21 protein-coding genes are annotated in these 23,631 nt (G+C 57.9%); 10 read left to right on the forward strand and 11 right to left on the reverse strand.

What is annotated here, in order from left to right; all coding sequences use genetic code 11:
- The first annotated feature begins 24 nt into the window (after positions 1–24).
- The 3 genes from BGIM_RS0123355 to BGIM_RS0123370 all read left to right on the forward strand — a co-directional run bounded on the left by BGIM_RS0123355 (position 25) and on the right by BGIM_RS0123370 (position 3,832).
- A complete protein-coding gene (locus tag BGIM_RS0123355) occupies positions 25–2,124 on the forward strand; it encodes a S46 family peptidase (protein ID WP_020472147.1) in 2,100 nt (699 codons plus the stop codon).
- Between the two features lie 269 nt (positions 2,125–2,393).
- Positions 2,394–2,846: a hypothetical protein gene (locus BGIM_RS0123365; protein ID WP_020472149.1), complete on the forward strand. Its 453-nt coding sequence runs from the start codon at positions 2,394–2,396 to the stop codon at positions 2,844–2,846.
- Positions 2,847–3,370: 524 nt separating this feature from the next.
- Entirely contained in the window at positions 3,371–3,832 is a 462-nt protein-coding gene (locus tag BGIM_RS0123370) for a hypothetical protein (RefSeq protein ID WP_020472150.1), read from the forward strand.
- A 39-nt stretch (positions 3,833–3,871) separates the two neighbouring features.
- Here BGIM_RS0123370 and BGIM_RS0123375 read toward each other — a convergent pair whose 3' ends face one another.
- The 4 genes from BGIM_RS0123375 to BGIM_RS0123395 form a co-directional block, all read right to left on the reverse strand.
- The gene (locus tag BGIM_RS0123375; RefSeq protein WP_020472151.1) at positions 3,872–4,492 is read right to left on the reverse strand and encodes a hypothetical protein; all 621 of its coding nucleotides are present in this window, start codon (positions 4,490–4,492) and stop codon (positions 3,872–3,874) included.
- Positions 4,493–4,555: 63 nt separating this feature from the next.
- On the reverse strand, positions 4,556–5,353 hold the full coding sequence (locus BGIM_RS0123380; RefSeq protein WP_020472152.1) for a TIGR00282 family metallophosphoesterase: 798 nt from the start codon (positions 5,351–5,353) through the stop codon (positions 4,556–4,558).
- 21 nt (positions 5,354–5,374) lie between these two features.
- Entirely contained in the window at positions 5,375–6,973 is a 1,599-nt protein-coding gene (rny, locus tag BGIM_RS0123385) for a ribonuclease Y (RefSeq protein WP_020472153.1), read from the reverse strand.
- Between the two features lie 404 nt (positions 6,974–7,377).
- Entirely contained in the window at positions 7,378–7,989 is a 612-nt protein-coding gene (locus BGIM_RS0123395) for a hypothetical protein (RefSeq protein ID WP_020472155.1), read from the reverse strand.
- Positions 7,990–8,108: 119 nt separating this feature from the next.
- Here BGIM_RS0123395 and rplM point away from each other — a divergent pair, with 119 nt between their 5' ends.
- The 6 genes from rplM (at position 8,109) to BGIM_RS0123430 (ending at position 13,612) form a co-directional block, all read left to right on the forward strand.
- Positions 8,109–8,546 (forward strand): 50S ribosomal protein L13, encoded by a 438-nt coding sequence (gene rplM / locus BGIM_RS0123400; protein WP_020472156.1) that lies wholly within the window; start codon positions 8,109–8,111, stop codon positions 8,544–8,546.
- A gap of 40 nt (positions 8,547–8,586) precedes the next feature.
- Complete coding sequence (gene rpsI / locus BGIM_RS0123405) at positions 8,587–9,036, forward strand: 30S ribosomal protein S9 (RefSeq protein ID WP_020472157.1); 450 nt, start codon at positions 8,587–8,589, stop codon at positions 9,034–9,036.
- Between the two features lie 241 nt (positions 9,037–9,277).
- Complete coding sequence (locus BGIM_RS0123415) at positions 9,278–9,922, forward strand: NAD(P)H-dependent oxidoreductase (protein WP_020472158.1); 645 nt, start codon at positions 9,278–9,280, stop codon at positions 9,920–9,922.
- A gap of 23 nt (positions 9,923–9,945) precedes the next feature.
- The gene (locus BGIM_RS0123420) at positions 9,946–10,935 is read left to right on the forward strand and encodes an aldo/keto reductase (protein WP_029630345.1); all 990 of its coding nucleotides are present in this window, start codon (positions 9,946–9,948) and stop codon (positions 10,933–10,935) included.
- 51 nt (positions 10,936–10,986) lie between these two features.
- Positions 10,987–12,291 carry a PQQ-binding-like beta-propeller repeat protein gene (locus tag BGIM_RS0123425; RefSeq protein ID WP_020472160.1) on the forward strand — a complete coding sequence of 435 codons (1,305 nt, stop codon included), beginning with the start codon at positions 10,987–10,989 and terminating at the stop codon, positions 12,289–12,291.
- 16 nt (positions 12,292–12,307) lie between these two features.
- Positions 12,308–13,612 (forward strand): outer membrane protein assembly factor BamB family protein, encoded by a 1,305-nt coding sequence (locus tag BGIM_RS0123430; protein ID WP_020472161.1) that lies wholly within the window; start codon positions 12,308–12,310, stop codon positions 13,610–13,612.
- Positions 13,613–13,663: 51 nt separating this feature from the next.
- Here the strand turns inward: BGIM_RS0123430 and BGIM_RS52010 are convergent, their stop codons facing one another.
- From BGIM_RS52010 to BGIM_RS0123455, 5 genes are all read right to left on the reverse strand, one after another.
- On the reverse strand, positions 13,664–15,094 hold the full coding sequence (locus BGIM_RS52010; RefSeq protein WP_020472162.1) for a cation:proton antiporter domain-containing protein: 1,431 nt from the start codon (positions 15,092–15,094) through the stop codon (positions 13,664–13,666).
- Position 15,095: 1 nt separating this feature from the next.
- Positions 15,096–16,373 carry an NAD(P)/FAD-dependent oxidoreductase gene (locus BGIM_RS0123440; protein ID WP_020472163.1) on the reverse strand — a complete coding sequence of 426 codons (1,278 nt, stop codon included), beginning with the start codon at positions 16,371–16,373 and terminating at the stop codon, positions 15,096–15,098.
- Positions 16,374–16,392: 19 nt separating this feature from the next.
- Positions 16,393–16,884, reverse strand: coding sequence for a MarR family winged helix-turn-helix transcriptional regulator (locus tag BGIM_RS0123445; RefSeq protein WP_020472164.1), 492 nt, complete (start codon positions 16,882–16,884; stop codon positions 16,393–16,395).
- Between the two features lie 108 nt (positions 16,885–16,992).
- A complete protein-coding gene (locus BGIM_RS0123450; RefSeq protein WP_029630347.1) occupies positions 16,993–18,210 on the reverse strand; it encodes a TIGR02996 domain-containing protein in 1,218 nt (405 codons plus the stop codon).
- 52 nt (positions 18,211–18,262) lie between these two features.
- Entirely contained in the window at positions 18,263–19,285 is a 1,023-nt protein-coding gene (locus tag BGIM_RS0123455) for a TolB family protein (RefSeq protein ID WP_020472165.1), read from the reverse strand.
- A gap of 84 nt (positions 19,286–19,369) precedes the next feature.
- Here BGIM_RS0123455 and BGIM_RS0123460 point away from each other — a divergent pair, with 84 nt between their 5' ends.
- Positions 19,370–19,978: a hypothetical protein gene (locus BGIM_RS0123460; RefSeq protein WP_020472166.1), complete on the forward strand. Its 609-nt coding sequence runs from the start codon at positions 19,370–19,372 to the stop codon at positions 19,976–19,978.
- A gap of 10 nt (positions 19,979–19,988) precedes the next feature.
- Here BGIM_RS0123460 and purD read toward each other — a convergent pair whose 3' ends face one another.
- On the reverse strand, positions 19,989–21,272 hold the full coding sequence (gene purD / locus BGIM_RS0123465) for a phosphoribosylamine--glycine ligase (RefSeq protein WP_020472167.1): 1,284 nt from the start codon (positions 21,270–21,272) through the stop codon (positions 19,989–19,991).
- Between the two features lie 137 nt (positions 21,273–21,409).
- Positions 21,410–23,631: hypothetical protein (locus BGIM_RS52015; RefSeq protein ID WP_020472168.1), on the reverse strand; the 2,222-nt coding region annotated here is incomplete at its 5' end.

Here is a 23,631-nt window from a genome sequence, read left to right on the forward strand (position 1 = left end):
ATTGACCAATCGGGAGACACCATCATGATGATTCGGCGGATCATGGCCGGGCTGTGCCTGGCCATCGTGGGAGCCTGCATGGAGAGTTCGCATCTGTACGGCGACGAGGGGATGTGGTTGTACACCAATGCCCCCAAGGAATATCTGAAGAAAAAATACGGTTTCGAGCCGACGGATGCGTGGCTGGATCACCTCCGGCTGGGATCGGTGCGGTTCAACTCCGGCGGTTCTGGTTCGTTCGTCTCCGCGGATGGTTTGGTGATGACCAATCACCACGTTGGCGCCGATGACCTTCAAAAGCTCTCGGACGAGAAGAACGATTACTTGAAGACTGGCTTCTTTGCCAAGACGCTCGCGGATGAAAAACCCTGCAAAGGGCTGGAATTGAACGTCCTCCTCAAGATCGAGGACGTGACCGCCAAAGTGCAGGGGGCGGTGAAGGAAGGCATGACCCCCGGCGAGGCGGCGGACGCCCGTCGCAAGGCGGTTGGCGAGATTGAAAAATCCGTTGCCGACGAGAAGAAGAACATCCGGGCTGATGTGGTGACGCTGTACGCCGGCGGGGCTTATCACCTCTACACTTACAAAAAGCACACGGATATCCGCCTGGTCTTCGCCCCGGAACAACAAATCGCGTTCTACGGCGGCGACCCGGATAATTTCGAGTTCCCCCGTTATGACCTCGACATGTGCTTTTTCCGCGTCTACGAAGATGGCAAGCCTCTCAAGGTCGAGCATTACCTCAAGTGGAGCCCGGCCGGGAGCCAGAAGGATGAACTGGTGTTCGTCTCCGGACATCCGGGCCGCACGAATCGCCAGAACACGGTGGCCGAACTGGAATACCTGCGGGATTACCAATACCCGCTGCAACTGCAACGACTTAACCGGCTTGAAGTGCTCTATTCCGCGTGGGGCGGCCGGAGCGAGGAAAATCACCGGCGTGTGAAGGATGATCTGTTCGGTGTGCAAAACAGCCGCAAGGCCCGCATCGGCGGACTCGGTGGATTGCTTGATCCGAAGATCATGGCCCGCAAGGTGGCCGACGAGAAGCGATTGCGGGAATTCGTCGGCAAGCAAGGATCGACAGAAGCGGTCAAGGCGTTTGACACCATCGCGGAGTGCGAAAAGCTCCGGTTGAAGATTGCCCGTGATGTCAACATTCTCGAAGGCGGGGCCGGTTTCAACAGTGCCCTGTTTGGCATCGCCCGCACGCTATTGCGGGCCGGTGACGAACTGCCGAAACCTTCCGGCGAACGTTTGCGGGAATTCGGCGACGCCCGGTTGGGGTCGCTCAAGTTTCAATTGCTCTCGGATGAGGAAATCTATCCCGACCTCGAACTCATCAAACTGGCCGATTCGCTGACCTACCTGGCCGGGGCCTATGGGGCGAACGACTCGCTGGTAGAAAAGATCCTCGCCGGGAAATCGCCGCGTGAGCGGGCCTTTGAATTGGTCAGCGGCACAAAGGTCGCCGATCCGGCCGTGCGAAAGAAACTGTTTGACGGCGGGGCCAAGGCCGTTGCCGAGGCGAAAGACCCGATGATTGAATTGGCCCGCCTGATTGATGCCGACGCCCGCAAGTTCCGCAAACAATTTGAAAACCAAATCGAAGAGCCGAAACGCCAGGCGGCCGGGGCCATCGCCAAGGCTCGCTTTGCCCTCGACGGGACTAATTCCTACCCAGATGCGACCTTCACCCTCCGGCTCGCTTTCGGCACCGTGAAGGGTTACACCGAGGACGGCAAGACGATTGAACCATTCACGATGTTCGACGGGCTGTACGCCCGTTCAAAGGAACACAAAAACCAATCTCCGTTTGATCTTCCCGCTCTATGGGAAACCCGCAAGGACAAGTTGAACCTCAAAACGCCGTTCAACTTTCTCTGCACCGCCGACATCATCGGCGGGAACTCCGGAAGCCCGGTGGTGAACAAAAACGGCGAAGTGGTCGGATTGATTTTCGATGGAAACATCCAGAGCCTGGTGCTGGATTTCATCTTCGAGGACCAACAAGCTCGTGCGGTAAGTGTGGATTCTCGGGCGATCATTGAAGCCTTGCGATCCGTGTATCAGGCCGACAGTGTGGCCGAGGAACTCACTTCTGGAAAACGACCTGTGAAATGACGATGATTGTTTTGTGAAGGCCATCCGCGCCCGTGTCGTTTACACGGGCGTTTTTCGCAGTGAACCCGTAAAATTCGCGCAGAAATTGATCCGGTTTCTTCATGATGGCTTAATGGAACCTTTTGCCCTTCCCCTGCATCCTATCATGTAGCGAGAGATGAAAAGATCAGTCATTTAGAGACTGATCTCCCACCACCAACGACCCTCATGCTGTTTGCATGGTGTCGTTTCAAAACGTTGATTTACTTCGCCCGAAGCAGATTGGATCCATGACTTTGACCTCGATTCTCAGCCGCACGGCCATGTTGGCCGCCGTTGCTCCGTTTTTTGTCATGCTGTTCGACGCCAGCCAAGATTGGCTGGCGGCTTACGCGGACAGGAACAATCCACAAGCCGCCAAGGCAAAATCGGAAGTCGTTTCTCGCCTGAACGACGAGGAGATGATGGCCCTTGATCGCACGATGATGAAGCAAGAAGCCGTGGATGACCTGTTAGACGGACTGGACACGCCCCGCCAGACACTTGAACGCTTTCGCGCAATCAATCTGGGGCTAACCCGTGGTCACAATGAGTTTCCGACAAATGAATTTCGGGACAGCATGATCGCCCAAATTCTTTCCTATGCGAGCATCAGATCAAGCGGAGATCGCAAGCACAAGCCAATGATTTCTTACGAAGAACTCAAATGTGAATGCTTCTATCTCGATTCGTTGAGTGAGTGATAGTTTGAATCTTGATTGTTGGTTTTGCTTAAAAAAGAGGCAGCAATGACTAATTGTTAGTCATTGCTGCCTCTTTTTTTGTTCCCGACAGTATTTCAAATTGTAACTCAGCGAGCCAGTTCAAGCGATGATCTTCAAGAGTGCGATAAGTGTGCGTTATTTGTAATCACATAATGCTCGTAATATTGGCGGTCTCAGCAGTGGTCATGGGTGGTTTGTAATCACATTTTGCTCGCGATGTTGACATAAATTTGCCGGACTTATCCTCTTCAAATCTTTTTTTGATTCCGAACTCCATGAAAACACGGGGTTTAAAACATTCTGCTTCTGGCGTCCCCGGCCTTGGCACAGAGCTTGCCTTAAGTGATCCCGTGGAAACGGGGTCAGGACTTCACTGGCTTTTCTCCGCTTCCTTGTGAGTTTCAAGCATTCCCACCCTAAAACGGCGTTGCCGTTGAAAACTGCCCCCGGCGGAACTCCCTCCCCCGCCATTATCAAGACGCCCAATCTTGGAGGTTTTTCTGATGAAGATTCGAACTCGATCCGTGACATGCTTGGGTTTCGTGGCGTTGTGCGTTGGAATTTGGTTTCAGTCGCCGGTCACGGCCGAGGAAATTGGCTTTGATTTCTGGAATCTTGGGGAATTGGAAGACCAAATCTCTCGCGGTGAAGTCCGCAATCGGGAGATAGATCGCAACGACCAACAAATTCTGAGCCGAATGGCTCTTCGCCAGGAGATCTTGAAGAATCTGATTGCGGAGAAGATCACCTTGGAAGAGGCCGGGCGTGGATTTCTTGCCCTCAATCAAACAGAACCCGCCGCCATTGGTTATCTGCGGATCATGTACCCGAACGGGACTGATCTGGACCGGGCGATTTATCAGGTGGTCATCCAGATGAACGTGAGTCAACATCCCGGCAGCCGGGAATGTCATGAAGTGTTGAAGTGTGAAGTCCTGGCCATCTGCAGCCACATTATCCGTTGATTCTCATTTCGGCGCCTCGGCGGGATTTGCCCCCGCCGGTCATTGACACTTCTGAAGTCTCCGCAAAATCACCTGTTCCAAAGCCGTGTCACGTCCCTTGGGGATCCATCGGTCTTTTGCGCCGGACAGCGGCGTGGCGGCGTCGGGGGCGACGATCACAAATTGATCCCGGTCCACTGTTGCCGCATCCCCGAACACCGGCGACGAAGTGAACGGACCCGACGGAACCGGATAGTCAGCCAACTCCTTGCGGACGGTCACTTGCACAAAATAACCCGACGGCTCGGCTTCACGGATCCGCACTTCGCACAGATAGCGGTAAGGCTGAAGTGACACCAACGTTCGCTCGTAAAAATCAGGCGAGCCGGGTTTCCAAAATCGTTCAAATCCCGGGGAGACTGTCGGTTTTGCGACAATGCGGCCGTCATAGCGGTTGGAATAGGCGATCTCAAAGAAATCGTTGACGACATCCAGCACCTTGTCGAACGTATCGGCGTAAGCCGTGGTCGAAGTGGTGCGCGGGTTGATGAGCACCGGGTTTTCGCAGGCGCAATCGGCGTTTGTCGCATCCACTTTCATCGGGTTGTCGAACAACGGCCCGTTCATGCACCCTGCGGTGGCCAGCGAGCCCAGCAACAGGGCCGCGCGTATCCGGTACATAACATCCCCCCGATTGCTCCGGAACCCGGAGAGGCGGGCTTATGCCATTCCGGCCGGGGTCTGTCAAGGGGTTGTCAGGTCGGAATCACGGACCATCAGGCGGGAAATGGAGACGGCCCGCCCGGTCTGGTCGTCTGTTTCGACAATGACAGCCCCGATTCGAACATCTTCGGTGGCGATGTCAAAGGGGCGGGGAATAAAGTCCAGATGAGTTGGAAGCACGCGGTCCGGTTTGCGGCCCAGCACCCCGCCGTAGGGGCCGGCCATGCCGACATCGCACAAGAAGGCAGTTCCCCCCTCCATGATTTGTTCATCAGCCGTGGGGACATGAGTGTGTGTGCCGATCACGGCGCTAACCCGGCCCCGCAGGTGGTGGGCCATCAGATATTTGTCGGCCGTCGCCTCGGCATGAATATCCACGAAAATATGGCGAACATCAGCGGGCAACCCGGCCAGCACCCGGTCGACGGCCCGGTAAGGGCAATCGACGGATCGCATAAATGTGCGGCCAAGCAGTGAAATGACGGCCAGACGCAACCCGCTCGGGAGATCAACGATCCAATGATCCGGCCCCGGCGCCTCGGGGGGGAAGTTGGCCGGTTTGACGATGGGTTCTTTGGCGTCGAAGAGAGAGAAGATTTCCACCCGTTTGTATATGTGGTCGCCCATCGTGTAGGCGTTGATTCCCGCCGAGGAAAGCTGCCGATAAGTGTTGGGATAAAGTCCTGCTCCCGCCGAGGCGTTCTCCGCGTTGGCGATCACGACATCCAACGCGTGGATTTTCCGCAGGACAGGGACAGCCTTGCGGACGATGTTCACGCCCGGAGTCCCCACAATATCCCCGATAAACAGCAGTCTCATCCCGCTCCCCGGCCGCCGGCCTCAACGGGCAAACTCCACGTTCCGCGACTCACGAACGACAGTGATCTTGATTTCGCCGGGGTAATCGAGTTGTTGCTCGATGGCCCTCGCGATGTCGTGACACAATTTCGCCGCCTCCGCATCGGTCGTCCGCTGGGAACTGGCGATCACGCGCAACTCCCGACCGGCTTGAATGGCGAAGGCTTGGTCGATGCCCGGAAACCCGCACGCCACGGCTTCCAGTTCTTCCAGTCGCTTGACGTATTTTTCCAGCGTTTCCCGACGAGCGCCCGGACGGGAGGCGCTGATGGCGTCCGCTGCCGCGACCAGAACCGTGTAAATATTATCCACGGTGATGTCGTCGTGGTGGCCGACGATGGCGTGCAGGACTTCTTTGCTGGTTTCCCCGTACCGTTTGGCGAGTTCCGCCCCGATTTTGGGGTGCCCCCCCTCCATCTCGTGGTCGGCGGCTTTGCCGATGTCGTGCAGCAGCGCACAACGCCGGGCCAACCGGGCATCCAAACCGATTTCGGAGGCCATCATGCCGGTGAGGTGGCAGACTTCGAGACTGTGATTCAGCACGTTTTGCGAATAACTGGTGCGGAACTTCAACCGGCCGAGCAGTTGGATCAGTTTGTCGTGAACCAGACCCACATCGGCTTCGGCGACGGCCGCCCGGCCGACTTCCATGATGTGCTTGTCCATCTCCTTTTGAGTTTCGGCAATCACTTCCTCAATGCGGGTCGGATGGATTCGACCGTCGAGGATGAGTTTTTGCAAGGCGATGCGGGCGATCTCCCGCCGGACGCTGTCGAAGGCGCTCACGATCACCACGCCGGGGGTGTCGTCCACAATCACGTCCACACCGCTGATTTTCTCAAAGGTGCGGATGTTCCGTCCTTCGCGGCCGATGATCCGGCCCTTCATGTCGTCCGAAGGGATGTCCACCGTGCTGACTGTCGCCTCGGCCGTGTGCGGGGAGGCGAATCGTTGGATCGCCGACGCGAGGATTTCGCGGGCTTTTTGTTCGGAATCCGCTTTAAGGCGTTCTTCGTGACGTTGCAGGCGAACGACGATTTGTTCCGTCAGATCATGTTCGAGGCGTTCGAGCAACAGCTTTTCCGCCTGATCGCGGGTGAGGCCGGAAAGGCTGGTGAGGCGTTCCATTTCCTCCCGGACCATCTCCTCCAACCGGATGGCTTCCTTGTCAACAAGCTCTCGCTTTTCGACGAGTTTCTTTTGGGCCGCCTCGATCGCGCGATCCTTTTTGACGACTTCCTTGTGCCGAACTTCGACGGTGTCTTCTCGTTTTTGAAGCTTGCGTTCCAAATCCCGGAGTTCGGTGCGTTGGGTGTCTGTCTCCCGGTTGAATTGGTCTCGTTTCTGGAAAAACTCGTCCTTGGCCCGAAGTTCCGCATCCTTGGTGATCCGGTCGGCATCCTTGCGGGCCGTTTCCAGAATTTCGTGGGCGCGTTCGGCGGCTTGTTCTTCCTGCCCCCTGGCGAGGGTTTCAGCCTGCCGAACCTTGCCTTGCATCAGGGCTCGCCCGACGGCGATGCCCGTTCCAACACCGGCCATCAAGGCCAGTAAAATCCCGAGGATGGCGGCCTCGAGGGACATGAAGAATGCTCCTTCGCGGTCTTCCTGCGCTCTCTCAAAGATCTCCGAAGGGACGATGCCGACCGGATGGGGCCGGGACGAATGGTCGCCGACCTCGCTGTGCGGAAAAACACGTTCACCGGATGAGGACAATAACTCGTCGCGACCAAGTCAGGCAGGCCGGCTTGGAACGGGTGAGTTCTCTATATGAACAGCGGACCGGGCACGGGATCTTGATGAAAGCAAACGGAGACACACGGCTATGGGGTTGACAAAAAACGAACAGGAATCAAATCCCGGCCGGGTTAATGGCCTGGCCGGTGAAAATCGTTCCCGGTTCCGGGAACGTTGATGTGGGTATTAAATGAAATGGACAGAACCGGGAACATCGAAAATCCTGCTCGATTTCGCCCCTTCGCCGGAATTTACGACCGGACGCCGTAATAAAACGCTGTAATGCCGGTGACGAGGCACTGCCAGGTGACGAAGTCGAGTTTCTCGACCAGAGACGGTTTCGCAAAGACCTGAAGAATCGTTTCGACCACCAGACTCAGCATGGCAATCAACGCCACCCAAGCCTGAAACGATTGAAACGCCCAACCATGCGGCAGCGGGGAAATCTTCAGAAGATGACCGACGAAGAACCCGCCTGCCAGGCTGCCGAGATAAAACTTCCAGTTGGCGAACTGTCCGGGGTCGGGTGTCAGCCGGTCAAACCGTTCGGGATGGTTCATGCCGAGGTAGACCAAGGCGCCAATGGTTCCGCCAAGCATCAGGAATCGTAAGGTGCCGCCGGGGAGGTAAAGGGGCGAGGGGGAAGGATCGGACTTTTCGCGGATTGACGCGCCGTGGGCGACGAAGAACACCATGACCAATGACAGCAGGAAATACAAATTCAGGGGCACCGGCACCTGATTGGCCTCCGGCACGAGCAAAAGCAGGAGAAAGATCGTGGTGATCTGGACGGCAAGCAATCCCCGGATGCTGCCGGGAGGCAACCCCAACGGGGTGGTGGGTTTGGGAAGTTGGCCGCTCATGAAGATTCTCCGTGAAATTCAGCCTTGGGAGGGGAAAAACTCCCATCCCCTACTTGACGCTATTCGCCGGGATTTTAAGATGATTTTTTTGACGAACCAAGCAGGCAGACAGAATCCGCATGTCCACCAAGACCACATTACTGAACCCGCAGACCGCTCAGCACGAGTGGCTTTATATCGACGCGACTGAACAAGTCGTCGGGCGGCTGGCCGTTTTGATCTCAAACGTCCTTCGCGGGAAGCACAAGCCGACCTACACCTCCCACACCGACTCCGGTGACTTCGTGGTCGTCACGAACGTGGAGAAGATCAAGTTCACCGGGAACAAGTGGGATCAAAAGACCTACCAGACCTATAGCCGTTACCCCGGCGGCCAGAAGATCATTCCCGCCAAGGAAATGCTCGCCCGCAAGCCGGAAGAAATCCTGTACCAAGCCGTGAAGCGGATGGTTCCCCGCGGCCGTCTCGGCCGGGCTCAGTTGGGCAAACTGAAGATTTACGCCGGGAACTCTCACCCGCACCAAGCCCAACAACCCAAAGAACTGAAACTTTCCTGAACATTCATCCGCCTAGGTGCGGTCAGAGGATTTTGAAGGCATGAGCGCTGCGAAGAAATTTTATCTCGGGACCGGCCGTCGCAAGACCTCGGTGGCCCGCGTGCGGATTTGCGAAGGTTCCGGCAAGATCGTCATCAACAAACGCGAACTGACCGACTTCTTCCCCATCCTGCAAGACCAAGGCTACGTCGTCGGCCCGCTGCTTCTGCTCGACATGCGGAACCGGCTTGATGTGTTCGTCAACGTCGCCGGCGGCGGCCACACCGGTCAGGCTGGCGCCACGCTCCAAGGCGTCGCCCGCGCCCTGAAGACGATGTTCGGCGCGACCGAAACGCCGACCACCAACGCGGACGGCACGGAAAGCACCGAAGACGGCATGTCCAAGAAGCTCCGGGATTCGGGCTTCCTCACACGGGACAGCCGTATGAAGGAACGCAAGAAGTACGGCCGCAAGGGCGCTCGCCGCAGCTTCCAGTTCTCCAAGCGTTAATCGTCTGGGTCACAATCGATCAATGCAACGCACCGGGATCGGCTTTATGCCGATCCCGTTTTTCGTTTCCCGCCGATGATCGCGCAACTTCATCTCTCTTGTAAGACATCGGTTACGGTTGTGTAATATCCTTAATCGCCCGAACAGACAAACGGTCACTCTTCCTGACCGGTGCGGTCGCTTAGTTTTCGTCCCTTCCTATCATTCGATTGAAAGCCGATCCGATCCGCATGAGGATTCCATGAAGACGCTGTCGCCGGCCGAAGTACTTGCCCGGTTCCATTGGCGTTATGCCGTCAAGAAATTTGATACCGCCCGGAGGATCCCGGATGATGTCTGGCAGGCCATCGAAGACACATTGGTGTTGACGCCCTCCAGTTTCGGCCTGCAACCGTGGAAATTCATCGTCATCACCGATCAAGCCATCAAGGCGAGCCTCGTTCCCTGCTCTTGGGGGCAATGTCAACCGTCCGATTGCTCACACATGGTGGTTTTCGCCGCGAGGACGGACCTCAACGAACCGGACATCGATGCTTATCTCGCCCGCATCGCCGAAGTGCGGAACACGACGGTCGAGGCCCTCAAGGGTTTCCGGAAGGCGATGACCGGGACTTTGCTGAACGAAAACTTCGACTCCAATGAATGGGCCGCCCGGCAATGTTACATCGCCATCGGGCAATTGATGGCCATTGCCGCCGTGATGGGCGTGGATACTTGCCCGATGGAAGGTTTTGACACGAAGAAGTACGACGACATCTTGGGACTGCCGGCAATGGGTTACCGCAGCGTTATTTCCTGCCCGGTGGGATATCGGGCGGCAGATGACAAATACGCGGCCGTTCCCAAGGTCCGCTTCAAATCGTCGGATGTCGTGGTGCGAATCTAAATCATCTTCTCCCGGTGAACATCTTGGAACAGCGCAAACTCGGCAATCAAGGTCTTACGGTGTCGGCCTTCGGCCTAGGCTGCATGGGCATGTCTTGGGCGTATGGAACGAACCGGGACGACAACGAATCGATTGCCACGATTCACGAGGCCATCGACTTGGGGGTGAACTTCTTGGACACGGCCGAAGTCTATGGGCCGTTCACCAACGAAGAACTCGTCGGCAAAGCTGTGCGGGATCGTCGGGACAAAGTCCTCATCGCCACGAAGTTTGGTTTCACCTTCAACGCGGCCGGGCAGATCACCGGAGCGGATAGTAAGCCCGAACACATTCGCGAAGTGGTGGAAGCTTCCCTCAAACGGCTCGGAACGGATCATATCGACCTGCTGTATCAACACCGGGTGGACCCCCATATTCCCATTGAAGAGGTCATCGGCGTGGTGGCCGAGTTTGTCAAACAGGGGAAAGTCCGTTACATCGGCCTGTCAGAGGCGGGGCCGTCCACGCTTCGCCGGGCGATGAAGGTTCATCCCATTTCGGCCCTGCAGTCGGAATACTCGTTGTTCGAGCCGGAAGTGGAGGCCGAGATCTTGCCGACATGCCGAGAACTCGGAATCGGCTTCGTCCCGTATAGCCCCCTTGGCCGAGGCTTCATCACCGGGGCAGTGAAGACCGCCGCCGAGTACGCGGCCGACAACGACAACCGCAAGGGGATGCCCCGGTTTCAGGAAGAACACTTCGCCGCCAATATGCGCCGGGCCGAGGCACTCAAGGCGTATGCCGCCAAACAAGGCCGGACAGCCAGCCAACTCGCTCTTGCGTGGTTGCTCGACCGGGGACCGGACATCGTGCCCATTCCGGGGACAAAACACCGGACCTATCTCCGGGAAAACATCGCGGCCGCTTCCATCAAGCTCACCGAAGCCGACCGCCATTTCCTGAATCACGAACTGCCCCCCGTCAGCGGGGCTCGATACGCGGCCGCGGCGATGGCCATGATTGACCGGGGTTGATTGTGGGCGTTACGCCATCGCCTGTTTCTTTCATTCGGGGGAATCCGTTTCATGCGAATCGTTCTCACCCTCTTGTGTTCGCTCATGCTCACCGGGCTTGTCTCCGCCGACGATTGGCCGCAATGGATGGGGCCGAAGCGGGACAATACCTGGCGGGAAACCGGAATCATCGAGTCGATCCCCAAAGCCGGTCTCAAACCGCTTTGGAAAGTGAAAGTGGCCGGCGGTTATGCGGGGCCGGCGGTGGCCGGCGGGAAAGTCTACCTCGCCGATTTCGTTTCTTCCGCCGATCCGAAGCAAGAGGTCTACGAGCGAACGAACTATAAAGGAACCGAACGACTAATCTGCTTCGACGCCAAGACCGGCAAGGAACTCTGGAAATACGAACAGCCCGCCACTTACACAATCTCCTTCCCCAACGGCCCCCGCTGCACCCCGGCGGTGGCGGACGGCAAAGTATATGCTTTGGGGGCCGAGGGGCATCTCGCCTGTCTCGATGCCGTGACCGGAAAACCACTTTGGACGAAAGATTTCAACAAAGATTACGCCACCAAGACGCCGCTCTGGGGTTATGCGAGCCATCCCTTCATCGACGGAAAAAAACTCATTTGCATCGTCGGTGGCGAAGGGGCTTGCGTTGTCGCGTTTGACAAAGACAGCGGCAAAGAACTCTGGAAGAACCTCACCGCCCGCGAACCGGGGTATAGCTCGCCGGGGATCATTGAGGCTGGCGGGGCACGCCAACTGCTGGTTTGGCATTCCGAATCGGTGAACAGTCTCGACCCGGAGACGGGCAAGAAGTTTTGGTCTTCGCCGTTGAAAGCCACCAACGCCGGGGCGGTGATGGTTCCGTCCCGCGACGGAGAGCACTTGTTTGTCGGCGGGTACGACGGCGTGTGCAAGGGTTTCAGATTGACGACCGATCAGCCGGGTGCCGAAGAAATCTGGATCGGCGACCGCCGCAAGGGGGTCTACCCGGTGAATAGCCAGCCGTTCGTGGAAAACGGGTTGCTCTATGGCATCGACAGCAAGGGAGAGCTTCGTTGCATGGAAATGGCAACCGGCAAACGCTTGTGGGAATCGCTGGAACCCGTCGGCGGCAAGGCGGGCCAGTGTGCGACCGCGTTCTTGGTGAAGAACGGCGACCGCTTTTTTATCTTCAACGAACTGGGTGAAATCCTGATCGCCAAGCTCACCCGCGAAGGTTACCAGGAGACCGGCCGGACAAAGATCATCGAACCGACGGGCCACTCCTTCGGACGGGATCTCATGTTCTCCATGCCTGCATTCGCGGAAAAATGTGTGTTCGTTCGGAGCGACCGTGAGTTAATCTGTGTGTCTCTGGCGAAGGAATGACAACGAGGAGCAACCGATGAAGCGATTACTGGCGATCACTGTGCTGGCAAGCGCCGCCGCGACCGGGTTTGCCGAAGACTGGCCGCAATGGCTGGGCGTGAAACGGGACAGCGTCTGGCATGAAACCGGCCTGATCGAGAAATTCCCGGCCGACGGGTTGAAACCCCTTTGGACTACTCCGCTCGCCGGTGGATTTGCCGGGCCATCCGTGGCGAATGGCTTGGTTTACGTTCCGGATTACCTGACGACCGCCGACGTGAAGAAGGAAGTCTTCGACCGCACGGACTTCACCGGCATCGAACGACTGCATTGCCTCGATGCGAAGACCGGCAAACCGGTTTGGAAATACGAGTATGAGTGCAAGTACACCGTCTCATACCCCATCGGGCCAAGGACCACGCCGACTGTCGTGGACGGCAAAGTGTACTTCCTTGGCACGGAAGGCAACTTTGCCTGTCTGGACGCCAAGACAGGTTCCTTGATTTGGAAGAAAGATTTCAAGGCCGACTACGGGGCGAAAACCGCCCTGTGGGGCTATTGCAGCCATCCGCTGGTGGACGGCAAGACGGTGTATTCCGTCGTCGGCGGCGAAGGTTCTTGTGTGGTCGCCTTCGACAAGGACACTGGCAAGGAACTCTGGAAATCACTGACAGCCGAGGAGCAAGGCTACAGTGCCCCGACAATGATCGAGGCTGGAGGCATGAAGCAATTGCTCGTCTGGCACGCGACCTCGATCAACTCGCTGGACCCGGCGACGGGCAAGAAGAATTGGTCCGTCCCGGTGCAGGCGGATTACAAGATGTCGATCATGACACCGCGAATGGATGGTAATCTGCTGTTTGTGGCGGGCGAGGGAGGCGGGAACGCCGTGATGATCGAGCTTGGCAAAGACGCCCCCACGGGCAAGGAACTCTGGCGGGCCAAAAAGACCAACGCGATGTTTCCGCTCAACATGACGCCGCTCTTTGAAGGGGGCTATCTCTATGGCGTGGACATGACCGGGCATCTCCGCTGTGTCGATGGCAAGACTGGCGAACGGGTGTGGGAATCGGTCGAGCCGTTCAACGGCAAAGCCAACAAGGCCGCGACTGCTTTCATCGTGAAGAATGGCGACCGCCACATCCTGTTCACGGAAAACGGGGACTTGATCTTCGCCCATCTCAGCCCGAAGGGGTATGAGGAAATCAGCCGGACCAAGATCATCGAGCCGACCACGACGGCCTTCCGTCGAACGGTCGCCTGGGTTCATCCGGCCTTTGCCGATGGCTGCGTGTTCGTGCGAAACGACAAGGAAATTGTCTGCGTGTCTTTGAAGAAGTGATCGGCGAAACACAGGTCGGAGCGTGAAGTTCCGGCCCGTGTTCCTTTCAATTCAAACGGCGACCGGTTCGGTTGCCTTCACCGGGGCCGGTTTCGGCGTCGGGACAAGCCAGACGAGGATCGGCGAAGTCGCCATCGTGGTGACGAGGGCCATCAGCACCATCATGGCGAACAACGTCGGCGTGATGATGCCGAGTTCCAAGCCGACGTTCAAGACGATTAATTCCATCAGTCCTCGCGTGTTCATCAACACTCCGAGCGCGCTGGCCATCTTCCAATTCTGACCCGTGAAACGGGCGGCCAGCACGGTGCCGCCAAACTTGCCGGCCGTTGCCACGAGGATGATGAGTCCGCACCACATCCATTGATCGACACCTTGGATGAGGCCGACACGGGTGTTCATCCCGGTGATAGCGAAGAATGCGGGAAGCATCAGAATCGTCACCAGATCATGCAGTTTCCGATGACACTCGGCGGCCAGCCGGCTCTCCGAGGGAATTACCGCCCCGAGCAGGAAAGCCCCGAAAATGGCGTGAATGCCGATGGATTCCGTGGCCAGCGCCGAGAGGATGACGGCTGTTAACACGGAAGGCAACAGAATTGGCGGCAGCGGCCCCGTCTCCCACCGGCGGGCCAGTTTCGTGGCCAGCGGTCGCACCAAGATAAACATCACCGTCACAAAGCTCAGCGCCCCGACGGTGACAAACACCGCCCCGCCGACTCGGGCTTGCGCGACCCCGACGACAAATGCCAAGATGCACCAAGCGGTCGCGTCCCCCATCGCCGCACACCCGAGGGCGATCACGCCCAGCGGTGTCTTTTCCATCCGGAGATCAGTGAGGATTCTCGCCAGAACCGGGAAGGCCGTGATCGACATCGCCACGCCCATGAACAGGGCAAAACTGGTGAACGGCACGCCCGCCGGGGCCAAATCCCGGAACAAGCCGAGGGCCAATGCCGAACCGAGGACGAACGGCAGCAGAATTCCGCTGTGCGAAATTGCCACCGCCGATTTTGCCTCTCGGCGGAGCGTGCCAAGATTTAATTCCATGCCGACGAGGAACATGTAAAGGATGACGCCCAATTGGGCGATCATCTGCAAGGCGCCGCGAACTTTCCCCGCCGGATCGTCGGTGGGCGATGGGATCAGCAAGTGCATCATATCCGGGGAAATTTCCCCCAAGAACGATGGCCCGAGCAACAATCCCGCCACGATTTCGCCAATGACCGGCGGTTGGCCGATGAACCGAAACACCCGGCCAAGCAAATGACCGAGGGCGATCACCGCCGCCAGCGTGGCCAGCACATGGACGAGGACATCAAGTTTGGCGCCGCCCGATTTGGCCGTCGCCGTCGATTCAGCGGTCGGAGGCTGAAGCCCCTCGCCCGTCTGACGGATCAGGAAAAACAACCCGACCCCGGTGGCCAGCGTGAGACCATAGAACAACGCGATTCGGACGGGGCGAGGCGAAGAAGTTTCCATGTCAGCTCGTGGTGGCGGCCTGAGCCGCCTTGGTGGCCAGGTATTGGGCTTTTTCAGCTCGCATTTCATCCATCAACGGCCACAGGACATCCACATCGTCCTTGAATAAGTCGCCGATCAGCACGTCCGTGACAAGGCCCTTAAGGGTGGGATGCTTCTTCACAAACCGGCCGAAACTGAAGCCATCGTAGAACTCGACCACGAGCCGCCGCATTCGGTCCATGCCGGCGATGTAGCCCGCTTCCCATTTGCGGAGTTGGGCCTCGGAGGTGTCTCCCTTGGCCAATCCCTCGTTGATGGCGTCGGCCGCCATTCCGGCCGAGGTCAGGGCGAGCAGCACCCCGGAGGAGTAAAGCGGATCAAGGAAGCCGAAGGCATCGCCCACCAGCACCCAGCCATCTCCGGCCGCTTTGCTCGCCCGATACGAGTATTCCTTTTGCGCCCGGAAGATATCGCAGCGCGTGGCGTTGGCGATCCGGGGTTGTACGCCGGGGCACTTGGCGACTTCCTCGAAATAAATCTTCTCGTAATCCTTCCCGCGATTTTGGAACAGGTATTCGTGCGGGGCGACCACGCCCACGCTGAGAATGTCGTCGTGGAGCGGAATGTACCAGAACCAACCGGTCTTCCCTTGCGTTTGAATGACGATGGTTGCCCCTTCGTCCCGGCCGGTGTCGCGGTAGGCCCCCTTCCAATACGTCCAAATGGCGGCCTTCTTCAAAACCGGATCCCATTCCCGCAGATTGAACCGGTCAATGATTTGGGAGCTTTGGCCGCTCGCGTCAACGACGATCTTTGACCGCACGATCTGTTCCGACCCGTCATCCAGTTTAACCCTTACACCAACGGCCCGTTGCCCCTCAAACAACACTTCCAGAACCCGCGCCCCTTCGTGAACGGTCACTCCGGTTTCGCGAGCGTTCGTCAGCAAGAGGTGATCGAATTCGCTGCGACGAACCTGCCAGGTTTGCGAGGATTCTTCGGGCTTGTGATCGTGAAAATAGAACGGTTCGGACAATTTGCCGTGTTCCGTCACGAACTGGACGCTGTGCTTCTTGATGAAGTGGCTTTGCTTCATCTTCGGAAGCAAGCCAAGCCGCTTGATGACGTGGTAGGTCTGCGGGATCAGCGATTCGCCGATGTGAAACCGGGGGAAATGCTCCCGCTCAAACAGCGTGACTTTATGCCCTTGCTGGGCGATCAGGGTGGCTGTCGCCGAACCGGACGGCCCGCCGCCGATCACGATCACGTCGGTTTCTGAATGTTTTTCCTGAACCATGATCGAACTCCAAGAGAGGTTATTGTTTCCAAGGGCTGTCATCGGTTTCGTGCGGCGAACGGACGGCTTCCAATAAGGAGACAAGCTTTTTGAGATCGGCCCGGCTGAGATGTCCAAGCTGTCGACGGTGGCAATCCCGCAACGGTCCGGCCATTTCGTCCAGCAAACTTGACCCCGCCACGGTGATGCCCACCAACACCGTGCGGCGATCTTCGGGCGGCCGGGTGCGAAGAATTAGACCCCGTGTCTCCAGTTTGTCAATCATCCGGGTGATGTCCGGAGCGCGGGAAACGAGGCTTTCCGCGATGGTTAGCGTCGGCAGTGGTTCCGGGTCGCGGGCTTTCAGAAGACGCAGGACGTTGTATTGCTGCGGGGTGAGGTCAAACCGGCCAAACAACTCGTCTTCAAGAGACCGAAGACGGTCGTAGGTTCTCCACAGATTCAGGAATGCTTCCTGCTCCGGAGAGTCAAACCGCAGGGCTGAACGTGTTGTCGATGAGGATTGGCCCATGTTCAAACTATAATCGTCCGAAGAATGGTTGTCCAGACAATTAATTTAGGGAAATGCCTCGGCAAGAGGGCGGCCCGGCATCAGCACGATTCAAAAAGCGGGAAATCGTCAGGAGTTGTACCGGCCCGCGAGAGCGCGTTTCATTCGTGGGGTGAGGCCCAGATGGGGCATGGCGAGGTTTTTCATGCGGGGGAGGCCCAAACTGTTTAAAAACTCGAACGCCCCGGGGTCGTGCATGGGATTATCGCTGACATCCAGATCGGTCAGATTGAAGAGGTAGTTGGAGCGGGCCAAGGCTCTGGCGCCGTCGTCCCCGATACGGTTGTGCGTTAATCGAAGGATGCGCAGGCTGGCCGCTCCGGACCAGTCGGCCAACAGCGTGGCTCCGGCGTTGCCCACCTCGTTGTGGCCGAGATCCAATTGTTCCAAGTGCATGAATCCCGGCAGTCGAATCATCTCCCGCAGACTTTCCACGGTGAGGCCGTTTTCACTGAGGTCCAAGGATCGCAGTTCGACGGCCCCCGCCGCTGGAATGTTGCCCTCGTAAGGGGTGCTGATGTAGTTCAATCCCGCACCGAGTTCTCGAAGGCTGGAAAGTGTCGCTGACGAACACAACATGCCGAGGCCAACGGGGGTGATTTCGTTGCGGCGAAGTTCCAAGCTGACCAAGTTTGTCAAATTGGAGGACTCGGCCACCGCCCGAATGCCCGGATCTCGGATGGTGTTGTCGCTCAGATCCATGCCGACGATTTGTTCAAAGCGGGGAGAGCGGGCCAGTCGTTGCACCCCCCGATCGCGAATGCGGTTGCGGCCAATGTTTAGTTGCCTCAAATCACCCAGATGCGGCGAATCGACCAATGAGTGGGCCAGTTCATCCCCCAGATGCTGGGCGTACATGGTGATGGCCGACAACCGGTTGAGAAGCGGGGAGGCCGTCAGGCGCGGAAGGTTGCTTCCCACGTCCAGAAAGCGGACATGGCGAACCGGCGCCAGATTGAACAAGTCTTTGCCGCGACTGAGGAATTTCCGGGTCTCGATGTTCACGGTTTCAACGAAGCCGCGGCGAAACTCGGTCCAGCCGGCGATTCCCTTCAAGGGTTCCGACCACGGGGCATGAAACCGGGCGATTAGCATTGCTTCCCGGTCGAGTAACGTCGGCCGGTTCGGATCAGCGGGGGACAACCGGGCAAGGGCGCATTGAATGCGGATGAACTCGCCGCGAGGGTCGTCCCGTTCGTCCAGCCAGTCGGCGAAAACGAGCCGGGGAACATCGTCCTCCGGCGACGCACAGACAAGTTCAAGAAAAGCGGCCTCTTCGGCGGTCATGTGCGACTACGGCCCGAACCATTTGACCAAGCTTAGCACATTTTTGAGAAGTTCAATCCTTCGGCGGGGTGAAGTCTGCGATATAGAGTTGGGTGGGGGATCGCCCGTCCCGACTGCTCGTCCACATGAGCTTTTTGTAATCCGGGCTGAACACTGGCAACACGTCCTGTCCGGGGGCGTGGGTGATTCGGGTGGTTTTGCCGGTGTCGAGATTCATCCAATATAGGTCGTAATTCGGCCGGGCTTTTTCATCGGAATGGTCGGCGGCCGTGTAGATGATGTGTTTGCCGTCCTGATACCAATACGGCGCCCAATACACCCATTTGTCGTTGTCCGTCAGGGCTTTTTCGCCGGTACCGTCCGCGTTGATGACATAGAGTTGCAATCGGTCTTTTTCCTTGCGGTCGCTGCGAAAAATCACTTTTTTGCCATCCGGCGAGAAAAATGGCCCGCCGTTGTAACAGTTCGGGGCCTTCGTGAGTTGCCGGGCGCCGGTGCCGTCCGCGTTCATGATGTAAAGCTGAAGATCGCCACCGCGATTCGAGCAAAACACGATTTGCTTGCCATCCGGGGAAAACGATCCCTCGGCATCATAACCCTTGGTGTTCGTGAGGTTTTTCATGTTCCCGCCGTCAAGGTCGGCCTCGAAGATATCCATGTAGGCATCAAAGTCCCACGAATAACGTCGGCGAACGCCCTTTTTTTTGTCTTCCTCGCGTTGCTTGATTTCTTCTTCCTGATGCTTTTTGGCGTCCGGGTCCAGATGGCTGGACGCGAAGATAATCCGCTTGCCGTCCACGGTGAAATAGGCACACGTCGTCCGGCCGACGCCGGGGCTGACGCGGGTGGCTTTTCCGGTGGCGAGATCCTGCACGAAGATCTGGTAGAACGGGTTGCCGGTGTCCTTTTCCTCGGCTTGGAAGATGATCTTTTTGCCGTCCGGCGAGAAATAGCCTTCCCCGGCCCGCACGTATTCGGAGGTGACCGCTTTGATGTTGGTCAGATGGGCGTTTTCCTCTTCGGTCCATTTTGGCGGTTCGGCGGCGATGCTCAGGGCCAGAAGCAGCGGAAACATGCGATATCCTCTTGAATCTCAGGGAGAAAAGATCGACACTTTCAAGGCTCTCGTCCCCTTTCATCATAAGCAACCGAGGCACGAATGTTATTCGCACAGGTCAACGATGTGGTCGAGAAAGTCAAGTCGGACTCCAATCTGGTCATCTACGCGGCAGCGGCTGTGGGGGGCCTGGTGGTGTTGTTTGTCTTGTTCAAAATTCTCACCGGGAAAAAGAAGCATCCGAATCTTGAAAAGGGGATGAACGAAAACCTTGCCGATTACCCGCCGCCACCGGCGAGTGTTGGCCCGAAACAGCTTCAGGTGAACGGCGTTCCGGTGCGGATTCGGCTGGTGGTGATCGCCCCGGCGGGCAATCAGAAAGCGGTCACGCCGGATGAGGCTCCGGAAATTCTGGACAGTGTGCTTCGGGGCTTGGGGGGCTTGCTGAAAAGCGACAAACCCCGCGTGAAAATCTGGCCTGCCCAACTGTCGCTGCCGGGCTTCGCCCCGACGTTTCACCGGCTGGTGAAATCGCCGGATGCGGGCAAGCCAAAATCAGAATGGGTGAAACTGGCCGGGGTTGCCAAAATTGGCGGCAAGCCGGTCTTGGTGGGGCTGGCTCTTCTCGCGGACGAGCCTTGCAAGATCGGCGAATTACGAATGGAACAAACGGATTGGGCGGACACGCTTCAAGTCGTCAAAACAGAGTGACCGTTTACAATCACCCCTTCAAGCCTTTGTCACCGATGTCCGTCCGGTAGTGGGCGCCCTTGAAGCTGATTTTCGCGACCGCCTCATAGGCCCGTTTTCGGGCGTCGGCCAGTGTGTCGCCGAGGGCGGTCACGCCAAGCACCCGGCCGCCATCAGTAACGACGCGGTTGTCTTCCCGCTTGGTTCCGGCGTGAAACACTTTCACGTCCGGCAATTTGGCCGCTTCATCCAGTCCGGCGATTGGCTTGCCGTTCTCGTATTTGCCGGGATAACCGCCGGCCGCCATCACGACGCACACCGCCGGGCGAGGGTCCCAAACGACTTGATCTTCCGTCAGGTCGCCGAGTTTTTCATCGACCACCGCTTCCAACAAATCCAGCAGGTCGCTCTTGAGTCGGATCATGAGCGGTTGTGTTTCCGGGTCGCCAAAGCGGGCGTTGAATTCCAACACGCGCGGGCCTTGGTTCGTGAGCATGATCCCGGCGTACATCAACCCGCTGAACGGGTAACGCGCCCGCTTCATGCCGTGGACCACGGGAACAAACACTTCGCTTTCAATTTTGCTCATTAATTCCGGCGTGGCCTTCGTGGCCGGGCAATAGGCCCCCATGCCGCCGGTGTTCGGCCCCTTGTCTCCGTCCAGGGCGGCCTTGTGATCCTGCGACCCCGGCAACGGCAAAATCGCCCGCCCGGAGACAAGGGCCAGCACGCTGAGTTCTTCGCCTTCCAGCCGCTTTTCGATCACAATTTGCCGGCCGGCTTTGCCGCCGAATTCTTCGTGAATCATTACCCGGTCGATGGCCCGCTTGGCTTCTTCGCCGGTGTTGCAAACGATCACGCCCTTCCCGGCGGCGAGACCATCAGCCTTCACGACGACCGGATATTCCCGCGTGTCCACCCAGTATTTGGCCGGTTCCGGGTGGTCGAAAATCTTGAATTCGGCCGTCGGAACGTCGGCATGCCGCATGAGTTGCTTAGAGAAGACTTTGCTCCCCTCGATCCGGGCCGCCGAGCGGTTTGGCCCGAAGATGCGCAGTCCCTCTTTTTGGAAGGCATCGACGAGACCTTGCGTGAGCGGTTCTTCCGGCCCGACGACGGTGAGGCCGATCTGTTCCTTTTTGGCGAACCTCACGAGCTTGTCAAACTCGGTGATGTCAAGGTTGACGTTCTCGCCATCAATGGCCGTCCCGGCATTTCCGGGGGCGCAATACACCTTCGTCACGCGGGGAGACTGGCTGAGTTTCCACACAATGGCATGTTCCCGACCACCCCGACCAATCACAAGCACTTTCATTTCGATTCCACCAGCGTGCGAAGATTCCGTAAACGATGTCGGCTGTTTCAGGCCGACGGGCGATTTCGACCACGTTCAGTATATGTCATCTTCACAAGGGAAGGGCGGGATCGAATGACTGACTTCGCCACGCGGTGTCATTTTTCAGCCCATGAGATCTTGCTCATGACCATCCAGCACGGCGAGCCACGCCCTCCCGGCGCCAGATGTTCCCGCTCGAAGGCCGGAGTGCATTTGATGACGGTCTCGCCCGGCGGGATGGTGAAGGTCTTGACGATGGCCGTGCCTTGTCGGGGGACCGGTTCGATGTCATCCTGTCCGTTATGTGAGATTCGCAGCCAGCGAGGGTCTCCTTCGTCCTCTGGGTGAATGACTTTCACGGAAAACCGCAGTTCCAATTGACGCGGGACATCCAGTGTGTTCGTCACCCGGATTTCCGCTTCGCGTCCAAAATCCCGCGTCATGCCGGACAGATCGCCCAACGACCATTCGGGGTTAAAGTTTTTTCGCCAGACGGGGGTGAGGGGCTGGCGCATGCGGAGTTTGGCGGCCTCCCATTGTCCGGCGGGCGTTTCGGTCTTGAGTCGTTCGCTCCTGGCTCGGAGGTTGAAAAAGGCAAACTGACGGTCGGGGCTCACGAAGGGCTTGACGCCGAGAAGTGCCTCGGCCTCGGCCTCGATTTTCTTGCCGCCGTCCTTGTGGCTGGGCCGGAAGACGAGGAGCCCGAGGGCCTCCATGCGGGCCAGATGATCGATCATCTCCGGGACGGGCTGGCTGGCCGCCATCCGGAACCACAGGTCGTTCGCCTCGCCCCGCAAGGCTCCGTAGTTGAAGGTGAGTTGTTTGCTGTGGAGGTAGGGCCGGAAGTGTGAATAATCGGTGAACGGCTCGATGGGGCACTCGGGATAATAACGATAGCCCAGAATGAACACGAAATCGCCGGGGGAGCCTTGCGATTCGATGGCGGGGAAATACTCCTCGTCCGACAAAAATTGCTCCGCATTGACCGCGTTATTTGCGCTAACATGCCGTGGCGTTTGATCGAAGATCCCCCAGGCAACCACGGCGATGGTCAGAACCGCGAAGACGATTCTTTCTCTCGCTGTCCGAAGTGTGTTCCAACGGGCTTCCGCCCGCGCTGCCAGACCCAACAGGACGATGAACCCCAACATGATGCTGATGCGGTTATAACTTCGGATCCACGGCGTCATGCCAATGGTGGCCTGTGTCCAGTTGATGACCGAGGCAAAACCGCCGATGGTTGCCAGTAGTGCGATGACCACGGTGAACAAAGACAGCAAATCCTCGCTTTGCTCGGCGGTCCCGGCCCGGCGAAACAAGAACCGAAATAGCAGGAAAAGGAACCCGGCCGACCCGACCATGCCAAGACTGGATGTTTCGTTTTCGTTGGTCAGCGGCGAAACACCGCTATATTTGGCCCGAATCTTGGCTAACGGCTTCAACTGGTGATCGGGGACCGGCATCAGCAGTTGGGTGATCTTGAAGGCATACAACTCGGACTCCGCGGGACTTCGCTGCGGGGCATCCGGGTTTTTCTGGGTGGTCAACTTGCAAGTGATTTCCGGAATCAACGTGGCCAGGAGCGTGCCTATTACGATGGCGCACCAGCCCGCGGAGAGGACTAATGGCTGCCGACAACGATCATTCACGGACCGGGCGATGCCGGCGACCAGCATGAGGATGCAGGCAAAGTAGGCGTAATAGACGTACCCCAATCCGGTGAGAACCGCCAGCAAGACGAACACAAGAGATTGGCGGTTCCCCTTTCCGATGAGCGTGTTGGTTGACCGCCATTGAAGACAGGCGTACAGAGACCACGGGACGAGGTAGTAGGCCGTCATGAAAACATGTTCATGCCGCATCAGGTGGTAGGGAATGAAGTCATAGAGCAGGGCGAAGGCGACGGCGATCAACCGGGAAAGGCCCAGCAAGCGGGCGACGGCAAAGGCGCTGAGGCCGACCAAAGGGAATGTGAGCCAGTAGAACCAGTTCATGACCCAGGCGGGTTCGGGGTTGAGGAGCGCGAGCCCGCGGATGACCTGCCAGTTGAGCCAGCCGTCGGAAGTGGGGAAGGCGCGCCAGTCGGTGCCCAGGGGTCGGCCGACCCGCGAGTTGTGCAAATAACTCCCCTCCTCGATCATCGTCTCCACCCAGGTGAGGTAAACCAGATAATCGCTGGAATAACTTCGCGGCAGACGAAGGGGAGTCTGCCATTGCCGGGTGATGACGACAAACACCGCTGAGGACACGAGCAGGACGAACAGCCCGGCCAGAATGTCTTTTTTCAGGGAATGGCTTGGCGAAATGGTGGCGGCGGGGGACTGGGGTTCCATGTTGA

Source organism: Zavarzinella formosa DSM 19928 (assembly GCF_000255705.1).
Classification (GTDB): Bacteria; Planctomycetota; Planctomycetia; order Gemmatales; family Gemmataceae; genus Zavarzinella; species Zavarzinella formosa.